Genomic DNA, 15,346 nt, shown 5'->3' on the forward strand with positions numbered 1-15,346 from the left:
CCCCTCCGGCGTTTGAGGAGCGGGGGCGGGGGCGGAGCCCCGGGTCGGGAAGGGGCGGGGTGGGGGAGAGGCACCGCACCGCCGCACCGCACCGCACCGTCACAGCGACCAGCGACCAGCGACCAGCGACCACCGCGACCCGGCCGAGGAGGCTCGCATGGCACCACCCGAACCGCGTCCGGCAGACCAGCCCCCGCTGCTCACCATGTCCGGCATCACCAAGTCCTTCCCCGGCGTACGGGCCCTCGACGGCGTCGACCTCGACGTCCAGGCGGGCGAGGTGCACTGCCTGCTGGGGCAGAACGGCGCGGGCAAGTCCACGCTGATCAAGGTGCTGGCGGGGGCCCATCAGCCGGACGGCGGGGAGATCGTCTGGCAGGGCGCGCCGGTGGTACTGAAGTCACCGGTCGCCGCCATGCGGCTCGGCATCGCCACCATCTACCAGGAACTCGACCTGGTGGAGGGCCTGTCCGTGGCCGAGAACATCTTCCTCGGCCATGAGCCCGCCACCGCCGGCTTCGTACGGTCCCGGGCCGCCCGGGCAACCGCCGCCGAGTTGCTGGCCCGCCTCGGCCACCCGGAGATCGACCCGAGGCGGCTGGTGGGCGAACTCTCCGCCGCCGCGCAGCAGATCGTGTCGATGGCCCGCGCCCTCTCCCACGACGTGCGGCTGATCGTCATGGACGAGCCGTCCGCCGCGCTCGACCCCGACGAGGTGGACAACCTCTTCCGCATCGTCGGCGACCTCACGACCGGCGGCGTGGCGGTGGTGTACATCTCGCACCGGCTGGAGGAGATCCGCCGCATCGGCGACCGCGTGACCGTGCTGAAGGACGGCCGCGCCGCCGCCCGCGGGCTGCCCGCCCGTACGACGCCCACCCGCGACATCGTCGCGCTGATGACGGGCCGGGACGTCGAGTACGCGTTTCCGCGGCGCGCGGGGACGCTCACCCCCGCCACACAACCCGTGCTGCGGCTCGAAGGGCTGGCCAGGGCGGGGGAGTTCGAGCCCGTCGACCTGGATCTGGCGCCCGGCGAGATCGTGGGGCTCGCCGGACTCGTCGGCTCCGGCCGGTCCGAGATCCTGGAGACCGTGTACGGCGCCCGCCGCCCCACCGCGGGCCGCGTCCTGGTCGACGGCCGCCCGCTGCGCCCCGGCAGCGTGACCGCCGCCGTGCGCGCCGGGCTCGGGCTGGCGCCCGAGGAGCGCAAGGCGCAGGCGCTGCTGATGCTGGAGTCCGTCACCCGTAACGTCTCCGTCTCCTCCCTCGCCCGCTTCTCCCGGGCCGGATGGCTGGACCGCGGCGCGGAGCGGGACGCGGCCCGCCGCGGCGTGCGCGACCTGTCGCTGCACCCGGACGACCCGGAGCGGCCGGTGCGCACGCTGTCCGGCGGCAACCAGCAGAAGGCGGTCCTCGCGCGCTGGCTGCTGCGCGGCTGCCGGGTGCTGCTGCTGGACGAGCCCACCCGCGGGGTGGACGTCGGCGCCCGCGCCGAGCTGTACGCGGTGATCCGCCGCCTCGCCGACGACGGCATGGCGGTGCTGCTGGTCTCCAGCGAACTGCCGGAAGTCCTCGGCCTCGCCGACCGGGTGCTGGTGCTCCGCGAGGGGCGTGTGGTGCATACGGCGCCCGCGGGCGAACTGGACGAGCACCGCGTCCTCGATCTCGTGATGGAAGGGAGCCCGTCGTGCTGAACTCAACGGGAGACACCGGCGCCGACGCCGTCCCCGGCGCCGCGGCCACGCTGACCAAGGCGGCCGGGCCCGCCCCCGGCCCACCCGCCAGGACCACCGGCCTCAGACGCCTCGCCGACCTGCGCAACCTCTCCCTCCTCGGCGTGCTGGCCGTCCTCGTCATCGTCGGCGGCGTCACCAAGCCCGACGAGTTCCTGAGCACCGACAATCTGCAACTCGTCCTCACCCAGGCGTCCGTCATCGGAGTCGTCACCGTCGGCGTCACGTTCGTCATCACCAGCGGCGGCATCGATCTGTCCGTCGGGGCGATCGTCGCGCTCGCCTCGGTGTGGGCCACCACGCTCGCCACCCAGGACTACGGATTCGGCGGCATCCTGCTGTGCGCCGTGCTCGTGGGGCTCGGCTGCGGACTGGTCAACGGGGTGCTCATCGCGTACGGCGGCGTGGTGCCGTTCATCGTCACCCTCGCGATGCTGGCCTCCGCGCGCGGCCTCGCGCTGCAGATCAGCGACGGCAGGACGCAGGTCGTCACCGTCAAGCCGGTGCTGGACCTCGGGCTCCGCGACTCCTACGTCCTGGGCGTCCCACCGCTGGTGTTGATCTTCGCCGCGGCCACGGTCCTCGGCTGGCTGCTGCTGGGCCGTACGACGTTCGGGCGGCGCACCGTCGCCATCGGCGGCAACCCGGAGGCGGCCCGGCTCGCGGGCATCGACGTACGGCGCCAGCGGCTGCTGCTGTACCTGCTGTCCGGGCTGTGCTGCGGCATCGCCGCGTTCATGCTGGTCGTCCTCACCGGCTCCGGCCAGAACACCAACGGCAACCTGTACGAACTCGACGCCATCGCCGCCGCCATCATCGGCGGCACCCTGCTCAGCGGCGGCCGCGGCACCATCACCGGCTCCGTCCTCGGCGTCCTCGTCTTCACCACCATCACCAACCTCTTCGCCCTGAACAACCTCCAGACCGATGTCCAGCAGATCGCCAAGGGCGCGATCATCGTCGCCGCCGTCCTGGTACAGAAGGGTCGTTCGACGTCATGAGCCACACCCCGAGCACGACCAGTCGCAGAAACCTCCTCCTGGGCACCGCCGCGGCGGGCGCGCTGTTCGCGGCGGGCTGCACCAGCAACGAGAACAACGACAGCAAGGACGAGGGCAAGCAGCCCGCGGGCAACGCCGACACCAAGCCCGGAAGGAAGGTCACCGTCGGCTTCGCCGGGCCGCAGGCCGACCACGGCTGGCTCAACGCCATCAACGAGCAGGCCAAGCGGCGCGCCAAGGAGTACGAGGACGTCACGCTGGAGGCCACCGAGGGCTCCAACGACACCGCCCAGCAGATCGGCCAGATCGAAACCCTCATCAACAAGAAGGTCGACGTCCTGGTCATCCTGCCCGCCGACGGCAAGGCGCTCACCCAGGTCGGGCTGAAGGCCATGAAGGCGGGCATCCCCGTCGTCAACCTCGACCGCGTCTTCGCCTCCCCGCAGGCGTACCGCTGCTGGATCGGCGGCGACAACTACGGCATGGGGCTCAACGCCGGGCGCTACATCGGCGAGCGGCTCAAGGGGAAGAAGAACGCCAAGGTGGTGGAGCTGGCCGGGCTGGACAACCTGGAGCTGACCCGCCAGCGCACGGCCGGGTTCGACGACGCCCTCAAGAACTACCCCAACATCAAGAAGGTCGGCCGCCAGGCCGCCGAATTCACCGTCGAGTCCGGCCAGTCGAAGATGGCCCAGCTGCTCCAGGCCCACTCCGCCTTCGACGCCCTGTGGAACCACGACGACGACCAGGGCGTCGGCGCCGAACGCGCCATCCAGCAGGCCGGGCGCGACGACTTCCTGATGGTCGGCGGCGCGGGCGCCAAGCGCGCCATGGACGCCATCAAGGCCGACAACACCGTCCTGAAGGCCACCGTCCTGTACCCGCCGACGATGGCCGCCTCCGCCATCGACCTGGCCCGCGCGCTCGGCCAGGGCAAGGGCGTCGGGGGCCTGGCCGAGCTGGAGATCCCCGCCTCCCTCACCCTCTACTCGGCCGTCGTGACCAAGGACAACGTGGACCAGTACCTGCCCACAGGATTCAGCTAGGGGGTGTCTTGCCGATCAGGCCGGATCAGCGAGCGGCGTCTGGTGCAGGGGGCACCTCCCAGCGGTAGCTGGGGGAAGCTCGCAACCCGCGTGAGGAGAGCGCAGCGGCGCTGCGTGCGACGAGCGCGGGGCCGCGAGGTGCCGCCCGCCGCGGCAGCGGCTGATGTCACAGCGACGTCGGGAGCCCGGCATGATCGGCGAGACACCCCCTGGGCCCGTCTCCACCTCGCATCCGCCGCGATCTGAGAGGAGCCTCATGGAACACCCCGAAGCGCAACGCAAAGCCCACGGCCTCGGCGTCGGCATGGTCGGCTACGCCTTCATGGGCGCCGCCCACTCCCAGGGCTGGCGCACCGCGGGCCGCGTCTTCGACCTCCCCCTCCGCCCGGCCATGGCCGCCATCTGCGGCCGTGACCCGGACGCCGTACGCGCCGCCGCCGACAAACACGGCTGGGCGGCCGCCGAGACCGACTGGCGCGCGCTGATCGCCCGGGACGATGTGCAGCTGGTCGACATTTGCACCCCCGGCGACAGCCACGCCGAGATCGCGATCGCCGCGCTGGAGGCGGGCAAGCACGTGCTGTGCGAGAAGCCCCTCGCCAACTCCGTCGCCGAGGCGGAGGCCATGGCCGACGCGGCACGCCGGGCCCGGACGCGCGGACAGCGCGCGATGGTGGGCTTCAACTACCGCCGTACGCCCGCGATCGCGCAGGCCCGCCGCATGGTGGCCGACGGCCGGATCGGCGTGTTACGCCACGTACGGGTCAGCTACCTCCAGGACTGGATCGTGGACCCGGAATTCCCCCTGGTGTGGCGGCTGCGCCGGGAACTGGCGGGCTCCGGCGCGCTCGGCGACCTCGGGGCGCACATCGTGGACCTCGCGCAGTACCTGGCGGGGGAGCGGCTGGTCGGCGTCTCGGCGCTCACCGAGACCTTCGTACGGGAACGCCCGCTGCCCGCCGGGGCGGTGGCGGGCCTGGCGGCTGACGCTACCGGTGTGGCGGCGCGCGGACCGGTCACCGTCGACGACGCGGCCCTGTTCACCGGCCGCCTCGCCTCCGGCGCGCTGGCGTCCTTCGAGGCCAGCCGCTTCGCCGCCGGGCGCAAGAACGCGCTGCGCATCGAGCTGAACGGCGACCACGGCTCGCTCGCCTTCGACCTCGAACGGCTCAACGAGCTGTCCTTCCACGACCACACCGCGCCCGCCGCCGACTCCGGCTTCCGCCGCATCCTGGTCACCGAACCCGACCACCCCTACCTGGAGGCCTGGTGGCCCCCGGGCCACGCCCTCGGCTACGACCACACCTTCGTCCACCAGGCGCGCGACATGGTGGCCGCCATCGCCACCGGAACGGACCCCGAGCCGTCCTTCGAGGACGGGCTCCAGGTGCAGCGGGTGCTGGCCGCGGTCGAGGAGAGCGCCGAGAAGAACTGCGTCTACACCCCCGTGCCCGCCTGAGGAGGAGGCCCCGCATGCCCAGACCCTTCACCCTCTTCACCGGCCAGTGGGCGGACCTGCCGCTGGAGGAGGTCTGCCGCCACGCCCGCGACTTCGGCTACGACGGCCTCGAACTCGCCTGCTGGGGCGACCATTTCGAGGTCGACCGCGCCCTCGGCGAGCCCGGCTACCTCGACGGCCGCCGCCGGCTCCTCGACAAGTACGGCCTCCAGTGCTGGGCGATCTCCAACCACCTGGTGGGCCAGGCCGTCTGCGACCACCCCATCGACGAACGCCACCGGGCCATCCTCCCCGCCCGCATCTGGGGCGACGGCGACGCGGAAGGCGTACGGCAGCGGGCCGCCGCCGAAATGGCGGACACCGCCCGCGCCGCGGCCGCCTTCGGGGTGCGCACCGTCATCGGCTTCACCGGCTCGTCCATCTGGCACCTGGTCGCCATGTTCCCGCCGGTGCCGCCCGGCATGATCGACCGTGGCTACGAGGACTTCGCGACCCGCTGGAACCCCATCCTGGACGTCTTCGACGCCGAGGGCGTGCGCTTCGCCCACGAGGTCCACCCGAGCGAGATCGCGTACGACTACTGGACGACCCACCGCGCCCTCGAAGCCGTCGGCCGCCGCCCCGCCTTCGGCCTCAACTTCGACCCCAGCCACTTCGTCTGGCAGGACCTGGACCCGGTCGGCTTCCTGTGGGACTTCCGCGACCGGATCTACCACGTCGACTGCAAGGAGGCCCGCCGCCGCCTGGACGGCCGCAACGGCCGTCTGGGCTCCCACCTCCCCTGGGGCGACCCCCGCCGCGGCTGGGACTTCGTCTCCGCCGGCCACGGCGACGTGCCCTGGGAGGACGTCTTCCGCATGCTGCGCTCCATCGCGTACGACGGCCCGGTCTCGGTGGAGTGGGAGGACGCGGGCATGGACCGCCTCACGGGCGCCCCCGAGGCCCTGCGCCACCTGAAGTCCTACGACTTCGACCCCCCGACGGCCTCCTTCGACGCCGCCTTCGGCGGCGGCTGACCGGCCGGGCCTGCCCCGCCACACGGCGGAGCGGCATATCGGATGCCGCGGGAAGGGACGGGGCGGGGGCAACGCCCCGTCCCTTCCCCCTCGGCTTTGTCCTTCCCGCGGACCAAGCCGACCCACCCCATGTCAAAGGGGTTTCCGAACCGGACAAACCCCGCTACCGTCCTTGAGATGTACCGGTCACACGGGCCCCCTCGCCCCGAACCGGTCACCGAACGGCGCGACGGCGCGCGCCTGTGCAAGGCCGGGCGGCCAACGGCCCCCGTCCGTACACCCCCTCTTTTCCCGGAGGATCAGCGTGCACAGGAAACGGCATGGACTGCGCGGCTCCCTCGCGCTCCTCACGAGCTCCCTGCTCGTGGGCACGGGGCTCGCGTTCACCGCACCGCCCGCACAAGCGGGCGCAGATCAGGCGGAGGAGAAGTTCCAGCAGGTCACGCTCGCCAAGGGCGAGGTCGAGACCGGTGAGCCCATGTCGCTCGCCGTCCTCCCCGACCGCTCGGTGCTGCACACCTCCCGCGACGGCACCCTGCGCCTGACCGACGCGGCCGGCGACACCAAGGTGTCCGGCAAGCTCGCGGTCTACTCACACGACGAGGAGGGGCTCCAGGGCGTCGGCATCGACCCCGGGTTCCAGCAGAACCGCGCCATCTACCTCTACTACGCACCCCAGCTGGACACCCCCGCCGGCGACGCTCCCAACAACGGCACGGCCGCCGACTTCGCCAGGTTCGACGGCGTCAACCGCCTCTCCCGCTTCACCCTCAATCCGGACGGCACCCTGAACACCGGCAGCGAGAAGAAGGTCCTCGACGTCCCCACCGCCCGCGGCATCTGCTGCCACGTCGGCGGCGACATCGACTTCGACGCCGACGGCAACCTCTACCTCTCCACCGGCGACGACACCAACCCGTTCGCCTCCGACGGCTTCACCCCCATCGACGAGCGCCCCGACCGCAACCCCGCCTACGACGCCCGCCGCTCCGCGAGCAACACCAACGACCTGCGCGGGAAGATCCTGCGGATCAAGGTGGCGGCTGACGGCTCGTACACCGTCCCGGACGGCAACCTCTTCCCGCCCGGCACCGCCAAGACCCGCCCCGAGATCTACGCGATGGGCTTCCGCAACCCGTTCCGGATGAGCGTCGACAAGCCGACCGGCACGGTCTACGTCGGCGACTACGGCCCGGACGCGGGCGCCGCCGACCCCCAGCGCGGCCCGGGCGGCGCGGTCGAGTTCGCGCGCGTCACCAAGCCCGGCAACTTCGGCTGGCCGTACTGCATCGCCGACAACAAGCCGTACCGGGACTACGACTTCGCCACCGGCACCTCCGGCCCGGCCTTCGACTGCGCCGCGCCGGAGAACACCTCGCCGCACAACACCGGGCTGACCGAGCTGCCGCCCGCCCAGCCCGCCTGGATCCCGTACGACGGCGGCTCGGTGCCCGAGTTCGGCACCGGCTCCGAGTCGCCGATGGCCGGCCCGGTCTACCGCTACGACGCCTCGCTCGACTCCCCGGTGAAGTTCCCGGAAAGCTATGACGGGGACTTCTTCGCGGGCGAGTTCGGCCGCGAGTGGATCAAGCGGATCGAGCAGGGCCCGGACGGCACCGTGCAGAAGATCAACGACTTCCCGTGGACCGGTACCCAGGTCATGGACTCCGCCTTCGGCCCGGACGGCGCGCTGTACGTCCTCGACTACGGCCTCGGCTACTTCAACGGTGACGAGCACTCCGCGCTCTACCGCATCGAGAACGCCACCGGCGGATACTCGCCGATCGCCGAGGCCACCGCCGACCGTACGTCCGGCAAGGCGCCCCTGAAGGTGGCGTTCAGCTCGGCGGGCACCGCCGACGCCGACGGCGACACGCTCACGTACCGCTGGGACTTCGGCGACGGCCACACCTCCACCGCCCCCAACCCCACCCACCGCTACACCAAGAACGGCACCTACACCGCCACCGTCACCGCCACCGACCCCTCCGGCCGCAGCGGCAGCGCCGGCGTGCACCTCACCGTCGGCAACACCGCCCCCACGGTGACGCTGCAACTTCCCGGCGACGGCCAGCTGTTCACCTTCGGCGACGAGGTGCCGTTCAAGGTGAAGGTGACCGACCCCGAGGACCGCACCATCGACTGCGCCAAGGTCAAGGTCACCCATGTCCTCGGCCACGACAGCCACGGCCACCCCATCACCTCGGCCACCGGCTGCTCCGGAACGCTCAAGACCAGCGCCGACAGCGAGCACGACCCCAACGCCAACGTCTTCGGGGTCTTCGACGCCGAGTACACCGACAACGGCGGGGGCGGCCAGCCGCCGCTGACCACCCACGACCAGAACATCGTCCAGCCCCGGCACCGCCAGGCCGAGCACTACGGCGACTCCCAGGGCGTCGACGTCATCAACCACGCCCCGGCGAACGGCGGCAAGACGGTCGGCAACATCGACAACGGCGACTGGATCGCCTTCACCCCCTACCTCCTCGGCAACGCCAAGGACCTCACCGCACGCGTCTCCTCCGGCGGCGCGGGCGGCACCCTCGAAGTGCGCACCGGCTCCCCGACCGGGCAGCTGCTGGGCCAGGTCACCGTGCCGGTGACCGGCGGCTGGGAGACGTTCCAGGAGGTCAAGACGGCGCTGCGGAAGCCCCCGGCCCGTACCACCACGCTCTGCCTCGTCTTCAAGGGCGGTGCGGGAGCGCTGTACGACGTTGACGACTTCACCATCGGCACCGGCTGACCGCTCGCGGCCCGGTCCCGGGGCGGCACGCCCGCCCCGGGACCGGGTCCGCACCCGGAGGAAGGAGTACCCGCCCATGCCCCCGCACCGCTCCAGACGCACTCCCCGCTTCCGCTTCCCCCTTCTGCGCACCGCCGCCGTGGCCGCCCTGCTGCTCGCCGCCACGGCCCACCCCCCGGCGGCGGCCTCCGGCCCGGAGGAGGACCGCGTCCTCGTCTTCTCCAAGACGGCCGCCTTCCGCCACGACGCGATCCCCGACGGCATCGCCGCCATCCGGGAACTCGGCGCCCAGCACGGCTTCGCCGTCGATGCCACCGAGGACGCCGCCGCCTTCACCCGCGCCAACCTGGCCCGCTACGACGCCGTCGTCTTCCTCTCCACCACCGGCGACGTCCTCGACGGCAAGCAGCAGTCCGCCTTCGAGCGCTACATCCGGGCGGGCGGCGGCTACGCCGGAGTGCACGCGGCCGCCGACACCGAGTACGACTGGCCGTTCTACGGCGGCCTCGTCGGCGCGTACTTCAAGACCCACCCCGCGATCCAGCAGGCCACCCTCGCCGTCGAGGACCGCGCCCACCCGGCCACCGCGCACCTGGGCGCGGCCTGGCAGCGCACCGACGAGTGGTACGACTACCGCAGCAACCCGCGCGACCGGGCTCACATCCTCGCCACCCTCGACGAGACCTCGTACCAGGGCGGCGGGATGGGCGAGGACCACCCCATCTCCTGGTGCCAGGACTACCGCGGCGGCCGCGCCTTCTACACCGGCCTCGGCCACACCAAGGAGTCCTACGCCGACCCCGCCTTCCGGCAGCACCTGCTCGGCGGCATCCGCTACGCCACGGGTGCGCTCCGGGCGGACTGCCGCCCGGAGCGCGGCTACCGGCCCCTGTTCGACGGCACGTCGGTGGCGGGCTGGAAACAGGCCGGGCCCGGCGGCTTCACCCTCGACCCGGCCACCGGCACCCTCACCTCGACGGGCGGCATGGGCCTGCTCTGGTACGAGGCGCGCGAGCTGGGCTCGTACTCGCTGAAGCTGGACTGGCGCATGTCGGGGGCCACGGGGGACGACAACTCCGGTGTCTTCGTCGGCTTCCCCGCCTCCGACGACCCCTGGTCGGCGGTCGACCGGGGCTATGAGATCCAGATCGACGCGACGGACGCCCCGGAGAAGACCACCGGCGCGGTGTACGGCTTCCAGTCCGCCGACCTCGCCCGGCGGGACGCGGCGCTGAACCCGCCGGGGGAGTGGAACACGTACGAGATCCGGGTGCGCGGCGAACGGCTCCAGGTCTGGCTCAACGGCGTACCGATCAACGACTTCACCAACCAGGACCCGGTGCGCAGCCTGCGCAGCGGCTATATCGGCATCCAGAACCACGGGGACGGCGACGCGGTCGCCTTCCGCGACATCCGCGTCAAGGAACTGCCGTCCTGACCACCTGACCGGTCCTGATCGGCCGCCCATCGGCCCGAGGGGAGCCGGAGGGCGGCGTCAGGCGGCGGGGAGGAGTACGCCGCCTCCTCCCCGCCGCCGCCGTGGGGCCTCCGGCCCGGCAGCAGAAGGGGTGGTCGGGCGTGGCCACTCGCCCGACGGCCCCGGGCGGTGGCCGACGAACACGGCACCGAACGCGGCACCGCACCAGAGCCACCGCACCCGCGCCACCAAACCCTGCACCCGACCCGCATCGCACCCCCGCACCCGCACCAACGCACCGCGTACCCGCACCTGACCGTCATCCGGGAGGCAGCCAGTGACCACCGGCCCCGACACCACCCACCCCGACCCCATTCGCACCCCGGGCGGCGGCCTCCGCACCGGCATCTGGCTCATCGGCGCGCGCGGTTCGGTCGCCACCACCGCCGTCGCCGGGTGTGCCGCCGTCGCGGCCGGGCTGCAACCCGCCACCGGGATGGTGACCGAGACCGCGCCGTTCGCGGACAGCGCTCTGCCCGCGCTCGGCGATCTGGTCTTCGGCGGCCACGACACCGCCACCACCCCGCTCCCCAAGCGCGCCGAGGCGCTGACCGCCGAAGGCGTTCTGCCCTACGGGCTGCCCGACGCCGTACGGGCCGAGCTGACCGCCGCCGACGACGCGATCCGCCCCGGGGGACCGCAGCCCGGGGACACCCGCGGCGACGACGAGCTGATCGACGCCTTCGCCGACGACCTCGACGCGTTCGTCCGTACGCACCGCCTCGCCCGCGCCGTCGTCGTCAACGTGGCCTCCACCGAACCGGCCCCCACCGCCGGTGGCGACCGGCTGCCGCCCAGCTCCCTCTACGCCTCCGCCGCGCTCCGCGCCGGGTGCCCGTACGTCAACTTCACCCCCTCCACCGGGCTGCACCACCCCCGGCTGCGCGGCGAAGCGGCCCGCTCCGGCCTGCCGCACGCCGGGCGCGACGGCAAGACGGGGCAGACCCTGCTGCGGTCCGTGCTCGCGCCGATGTTCGCGCAGCGTGCCCTGCCCGTACGGGCGTGGTCCGGCACCAACCTGCTGGGCGGCGGCGACGGCGCCGCGCTCGCCGACCCCGCCGCCGCGGCCGCGAAGAACGCGGGCAAGGCGCGCGTCCTCGCCGACACCCTCGGCGAACTCCCCGACGGCCGGCTGCACATCGACAACGTGCCCGCGCTCGGCGACTGGAAGACGGCCTGGGACCACGTCGCGTTCGAGGGCTTCCTCGGCTCGCGTATGGTCCTGCAGACCATCTGGCAGGGCTGCGACTCGGCCCTCGCCGCGCCCCTCGTCCTTGACCTGGCCCGTCTCACGGCCCGCGCCCACGAGGCGGGTCTCACCGGGCCGCTCACCGAACTCGGCTTCTACTTCAAGGACCCGGACGGCGGCCCGTCCGGCCTCGCCGACCAGTACGCGGCCCTGACCGGCTTCGCGGCCCGGCTGCGGGAGCGGTCGTGACGCCGTCACGCGCCCGGGCCTGGGCGGAACTCCTCAGGGTCTCCGCGCTGTTCACCGTCCCCGGCGACGCCCTGGCGGGCGCGGCGGCCACGCGGACCGCCCCGAACCGGGGCACCGCGCTCGCCATGGGCGCGTCGCTGTGCCTGTACGAGGCGGGTATGGCGCTCAACGACTGGGCGGACCGCGACATCGACGCCGTCGAACGCCCCGGGCGCCCCCTGCCGTCGGGCCGTATCGCCCCGGCCGCCGCCCTGACCGCCGCGACCGGCCTGACGGCCGCGGGCCTGGTGTGCGCGGCGTCGGCGGGCCGCCGGGCGCTCGCCACGGCCACGGCCCTGGCGGGCACGGTGTGGGCGTACGACCTGGGGCTGAAGAACACCCCGGCGGGCCCGTACGCGATGGCCACGGCCCGATCGCTGGACCTGCTCCTGGGCGCCACCGCCACCGCGCCCACACCCACCCGGCACACCCTTCTCCCGGCCGCCCTCCTGGGCGCCCACACCCTCGCCGTGACGGCGGTCTCCCGCCACGAGGCCACGGGCGGCACCTCGAAGACCCCCCTGGCGGCCCTGGCCACGGCCACGACGATCGCCTGGGCGGCCACCAGACCCCCCACCCGCCCGGCCCTACCGGGCCTGGCCACGGTGGCGATCGGCGCCGCCTCCCCGGGGCGTGCCCCGGCGGCCGGCCCGCGCTCGGGCGTTGTTCCCGCGCCCGGCCGCCGGGCGACGCCCACCGCGGTGGCCGCGGCGGCTCACCCGCGGTCGAACCGAGCCCCGGCGGTTGCGCGGCGTGGCCCCGCACCCTCGCACGCCACCCACATACGCGCCCGCACCCGCCCCCTCGCCTCCGCCGCGCTCGCCGCCGCCTACCTCGCCACCGCCGCCCGCCCCTTCGCGCACGCCGCGCTCAACCCCTCCCCCCACCTCCTCCAGCGCGCCGTCGGTGGCGGCATCCGGGCGATGATTCCGCTGCAGGCGGCGCTCGCTCAGCGGGCCGGGGCGGGGCGGGCCGGGGCGGGGTTGCTGCTGCTGGTGCCCGTCGCGCGGCGGCTGTCCAGAAAGGTCAGCCCGACATGAGCGACCTCCGCTTCGCGTACGGCACCAACGGCCTGACCGACCTCCGGCTCGACGACGCGCTCACCCTGCTCGCCGACCTCGGCTACGACGGGGTGTCGCTCACGCTCGACCACATGCACCTCGACCCGCTCGCCCCGGATCTGACCGCCCGCACCCGCAGCGTCGGGCAGCGCCTCACCCGTCTCGGGCTCGGCGTCGCCGTCGAGACCGGCGCCCGATACGTGCTCGACCCGGCGCGCAAGCACCACCCCACGCTGCTCGACCCCGACGCCGGGGCCCGCGCCGCCCGCGTGGATCTGCTGTTGCGCGCCGTGCGGGTGGCCGCGGAGCTGGGGGCACGGGCGGTGCACTGCTTCAGCGGGGTGCTACCGCCGGGGACGGCCGAGGACGCCGCGTGGCAGCGGCTGGCCGACGCCCTCCACCCCGTGCTGGAGGCCGCCACCTCCGAGGGCGTGCCCCTGGCCGTCGAGCCCGAGCCGGGGCATCTGCTGGCCGATCTGGCCGGGTTCCACCGGCTGCGCCGGACGCTGGGCGATCCGCCCGCCCTCGGGCTGACGCTCGACGTCGGCCACTGCCAGTGCCTGGAGCCGGAGCCGCCCGCCGACTGCGTACGGGCCGCCGCGCCGTGGATCCGCCATGTGCAGATCGAGGACATGCGGCGCGGTGTGCACGAGCATCTGCCGTTCGGGGAGGGCGAGGTGGACGTCCCGCCGGTGCTGGAGGCGCTGCACGCCATGGACTACCGGGGCCTGGTGGGCGTCGAACTGCCCCGCCACTCGCACGCCGGGCCGGCGCTGGCCCGCTCGTCCCTGGCGTACCTCAAGGCGGCGGAGCCGGCCACCGCCGAGGGAGGCGTCCCGTGCTGAGCGCGACCGTGCGCGCCCACCTGGACGGCGACGCCCGCGCCTGGCTGGACCGGGCCCTCGCCGAGGCGGCGGCCCAGGGCCCCACCGCCGCCTGGGAGGCGGACTTCGCCGCCGCGGGACGCCACTGCGGCCGCGGCCGCGAACTCACCGACGCCACCCGCGTCCTGCTCCTCACCGCGGCCCGCCCCGACGTGCCCACCCTCACCCGCCTCTACACCCACGGCACGGCCGCCGAACGCCGGGCCGTCCTCCTCTCCCTGCCCCACCTCGACCCCGGCCCGGACGCGCTCCCGCTGGTCGAGGACGCGCTGCGCACCAACGACACCCGCCTGGTGGCCGCCGCCGTCGGCCCGTACGCGGCCCGCCATCTCGACGCGCACGGCTGGCGGCAGGCCGTACTGAAGTGCCTGTTCACCGGGGTGCCCCTGGACGCCGTGGCCGAGTGGCCCGCCCGCGCCCGGGGCGACGCCGAGCTGGCCCGCATGCTGACCGACTACGCGCGTGAACGCACCGCCGCCGGGCGGGACGTGCCCGCGGACCTGAACCGCGTCCTGGCGCTGGCCGCCCACACGAACCGCGAGGAGCCCTGATGCGCATCTTCGACCCGCACATCCACATGACCTCCCGCACCACGGACGACTACGAGGCCATGTACGCCGCGGGCGTGCGCGCCGTCGTCGAACCGTCCTTCTGGCTCGGCCAGCCCCGCACCTCGCCCGCCAGCTTCTACGACTACTTCGACGCGCTCCTCGGCTGGGAGCCCTTCCGCGCCGCCCAGCACGGCATCGCCCACCACTGCACGCTCGCCCTCAACCCCAAGGAGGCCAACGACCCCCGCTGCCGCCCCGTCCTGGACGAGCTGCCGCGCTATCTCGTCAAGGACGGAGTGGTCGCCGTCGGCGAGATCGGCTATGACGCGATGACCCCCGCCGAGGACACCGCGCTCGCCGCGCAGCTCCAGCTCGCCGCCGACCACGGGCTGCCCGCCCTCGTGCACACCCCGCACCGCGACAAGGCCGCGGGCCTGGCCCGCACGCTCGACGTCGTCCACGAATCCGCCCTCCCCGCCGACCGCGTCCTGCTCGACCACCTCAACGAGACCACCGTGAGGGCGGCCGCCGACAGCGGCTGCCGGCTCGGGTTCTCGATCTACCCGGACACCAAGATGGACCCGGACCGCATGGTGCGCGTGCTGCGCGAGTACGCCGGTGAACGGGACCGCATCCTGGTGAACTCCGCCGCGGACTGGGGCCGCAGTGATCCGCTGACGACGCGCCACGTCGGGGAGGCGATGCTCGCGGCGGGCTTCACCGACGACGACGTCGACCGGGTGCTGTGGCGCAACCCGGTGGCGTTCTACGGGCTCAGCGGGCGGCTGGACCTCGACGTCGAGGACACCACACCCCACGCCACCCACGAGGGGAACTCCATCCTCCGCGGCGCCCCGGTCACGACCGCCGCCACCCCCGAGGGCCGGTGACCC

General features: G+C 73.6%; 12 protein-coding genes. All 12 read left to right on the forward strand.

The genetic code is table 11. The features are described from left to right. Nucleotides 1–157 precede the first annotated feature (157 nt). The 12 genes from ABZ562_RS21930 to ABZ562_RS21985 all read left to right on the forward strand — a co-directional run bounded on the left by ABZ562_RS21930 (nt 158) and on the right by ABZ562_RS21985 (nt 15,343). Nucleotides 158–1,696, forward strand: coding sequence for a sugar ABC transporter ATP-binding protein (locus ABZ562_RS21930; protein WP_361482172.1), 1,539 nt, complete (start codon nt 158–160; stop codon nt 1,694–1,696). 50 nt (nt 1,697–1,746) lie between these two features. Continuing rightward, nucleotides 1,747–2,736, forward strand: coding sequence for an ABC transporter permease (locus ABZ562_RS21935; protein ID WP_361482370.1), 990 nt, complete (start codon nt 1,747–1,749; stop codon nt 2,734–2,736). Then, a complete protein-coding gene (locus ABZ562_RS21940) occupies nt 2,733–3,782 on the forward strand; it encodes a substrate-binding domain-containing protein (protein WP_361482175.1) in 1,050 nt (349 codons plus the stop codon). Before ABZ562_RS21935 ends, ABZ562_RS21940 begins: the two co-directional genes overlap by 4 nt. A 256-nt stretch (nt 3,783–4,038) precedes the next feature. Then, on the forward strand, nt 4,039–5,241 hold the full coding sequence (locus ABZ562_RS21945) for a Gfo/Idh/MocA family oxidoreductase (protein ID WP_361482178.1): 1,203 nt from the start codon (nt 4,039–4,041) through the stop codon (nt 5,239–5,241). 14 nt (nt 5,242–5,255) lie between these two features. Beyond that, nucleotides 5,256–6,257, forward strand: a complete 1,002-nt coding sequence (locus ABZ562_RS21950) for a sugar phosphate isomerase/epimerase family protein (RefSeq protein WP_361482181.1) — start codon at nt 5,256–5,258, stop codon at nt 6,255–6,257. A 304-nt stretch (nt 6,258–6,561) separates the two neighbouring features. Beyond that, nucleotides 6,562–9,003 (forward strand): PQQ-dependent sugar dehydrogenase, encoded by a 2,442-nt coding sequence (locus tag ABZ562_RS21955; protein ID WP_361482184.1) that lies wholly within the window; start codon nt 6,562–6,564, stop codon nt 9,001–9,003. Nucleotides 9,004–9,079: 76 nt separating this feature from the next. Beyond that, nucleotides 9,080–10,441, forward strand: a complete 1,362-nt coding sequence (locus ABZ562_RS21960) for a ThuA domain-containing protein (RefSeq protein ID WP_361482187.1) — start codon at nt 9,080–9,082, stop codon at nt 10,439–10,441. Between the two features lie 352 nt (nt 10,442–10,793). Then, entirely contained in the window at nt 10,794–11,918 is a 1,125-nt protein-coding gene (locus tag ABZ562_RS21965; protein WP_361482373.1) for an inositol-3-phosphate synthase, read from the forward strand. Beyond that, complete coding sequence (locus ABZ562_RS21970; RefSeq protein ID WP_361482190.1) at nt 11,915–12,997, forward strand: SCO3242 family prenyltransferase; 1,083 nt, start codon at nt 11,915–11,917, stop codon at nt 12,995–12,997. Before ABZ562_RS21965 ends, ABZ562_RS21970 begins: the two co-directional genes overlap by 4 nt. After that, nucleotides 12,994–13,863: a sugar phosphate isomerase/epimerase family protein gene (locus ABZ562_RS21975; RefSeq protein WP_361482193.1), complete on the forward strand. Its 870-nt coding sequence runs from the start codon at nt 12,994–12,996 to the stop codon at nt 13,861–13,863. The genes ABZ562_RS21970 and ABZ562_RS21975 overlap by 4 nt, the downstream gene beginning before the upstream one ends. Further along, complete coding sequence (locus ABZ562_RS21980; RefSeq protein WP_361482196.1) at nt 13,857–14,453, forward strand: EboA domain-containing protein; 597 nt, start codon at nt 13,857–13,859, stop codon at nt 14,451–14,453. The genes ABZ562_RS21975 and ABZ562_RS21980 overlap by 7 nt, the downstream gene beginning before the upstream one ends. Next, on the forward strand, nt 14,453–15,343 hold the full coding sequence (locus ABZ562_RS21985; protein ID WP_361482199.1) for a TatD family hydrolase: 891 nt from the start codon (nt 14,453–14,455) through the stop codon (nt 15,341–15,343). Before ABZ562_RS21980 ends, ABZ562_RS21985 begins: the two co-directional genes overlap by 1 nt. Nucleotides 15,344–15,346: the final 3 nt, after the last annotated feature.

The sequence above is a fragment of the Streptomyces sp. NPDC019937 genome (genome assembly GCF_040631655.1).
Lineage (GTDB): Bacteria > Actinomycetota > Actinomycetes > Streptomycetales > Streptomycetaceae > Streptomyces.

Coding starts and splice junctions, on each gene's coding strand:
- ABZ562_RS21985 (WP_361482199.1), top strand. CDS start 14,453: ATGCGCATCTTCGACCCGCACATCCACATGACCTCCCGCACCACGGAC.
- ABZ562_RS21975 (WP_361482193.1), top strand. CDS start 12,994: ATGAGCGACCTCCGCTTCGCGTACGGCACCAACGGCCTGACCGACCTC.
- ABZ562_RS21950 (WP_361482181.1), top strand. CDS start 5,256: ATGCCCAGACCCTTCACCCTCTTCACCGGCCAGTGGGCGGACCTGCCG.
- ABZ562_RS21940 (WP_361482175.1), top strand. CDS start 2,733: ATGAGCCACACCCCGAGCACGACCAGTCGCAGAAACCTCCTCCTGGGC.
- ABZ562_RS21960 (WP_361482187.1), top strand. CDS start 9,080: ATGCCCCCGCACCGCTCCAGACGCACTCCCCGCTTCCGCTTCCCCCTT.
- ABZ562_RS21945 (WP_361482178.1), top strand. CDS start 4,039: ATGGAACACCCCGAAGCGCAACGCAAAGCCCACGGCCTCGGCGTCGGC.
- ABZ562_RS21930 (WP_361482172.1), top strand. CDS start 158: ATGGCACCACCCGAACCGCGTCCGGCAGACCAGCCCCCGCTGCTCACC.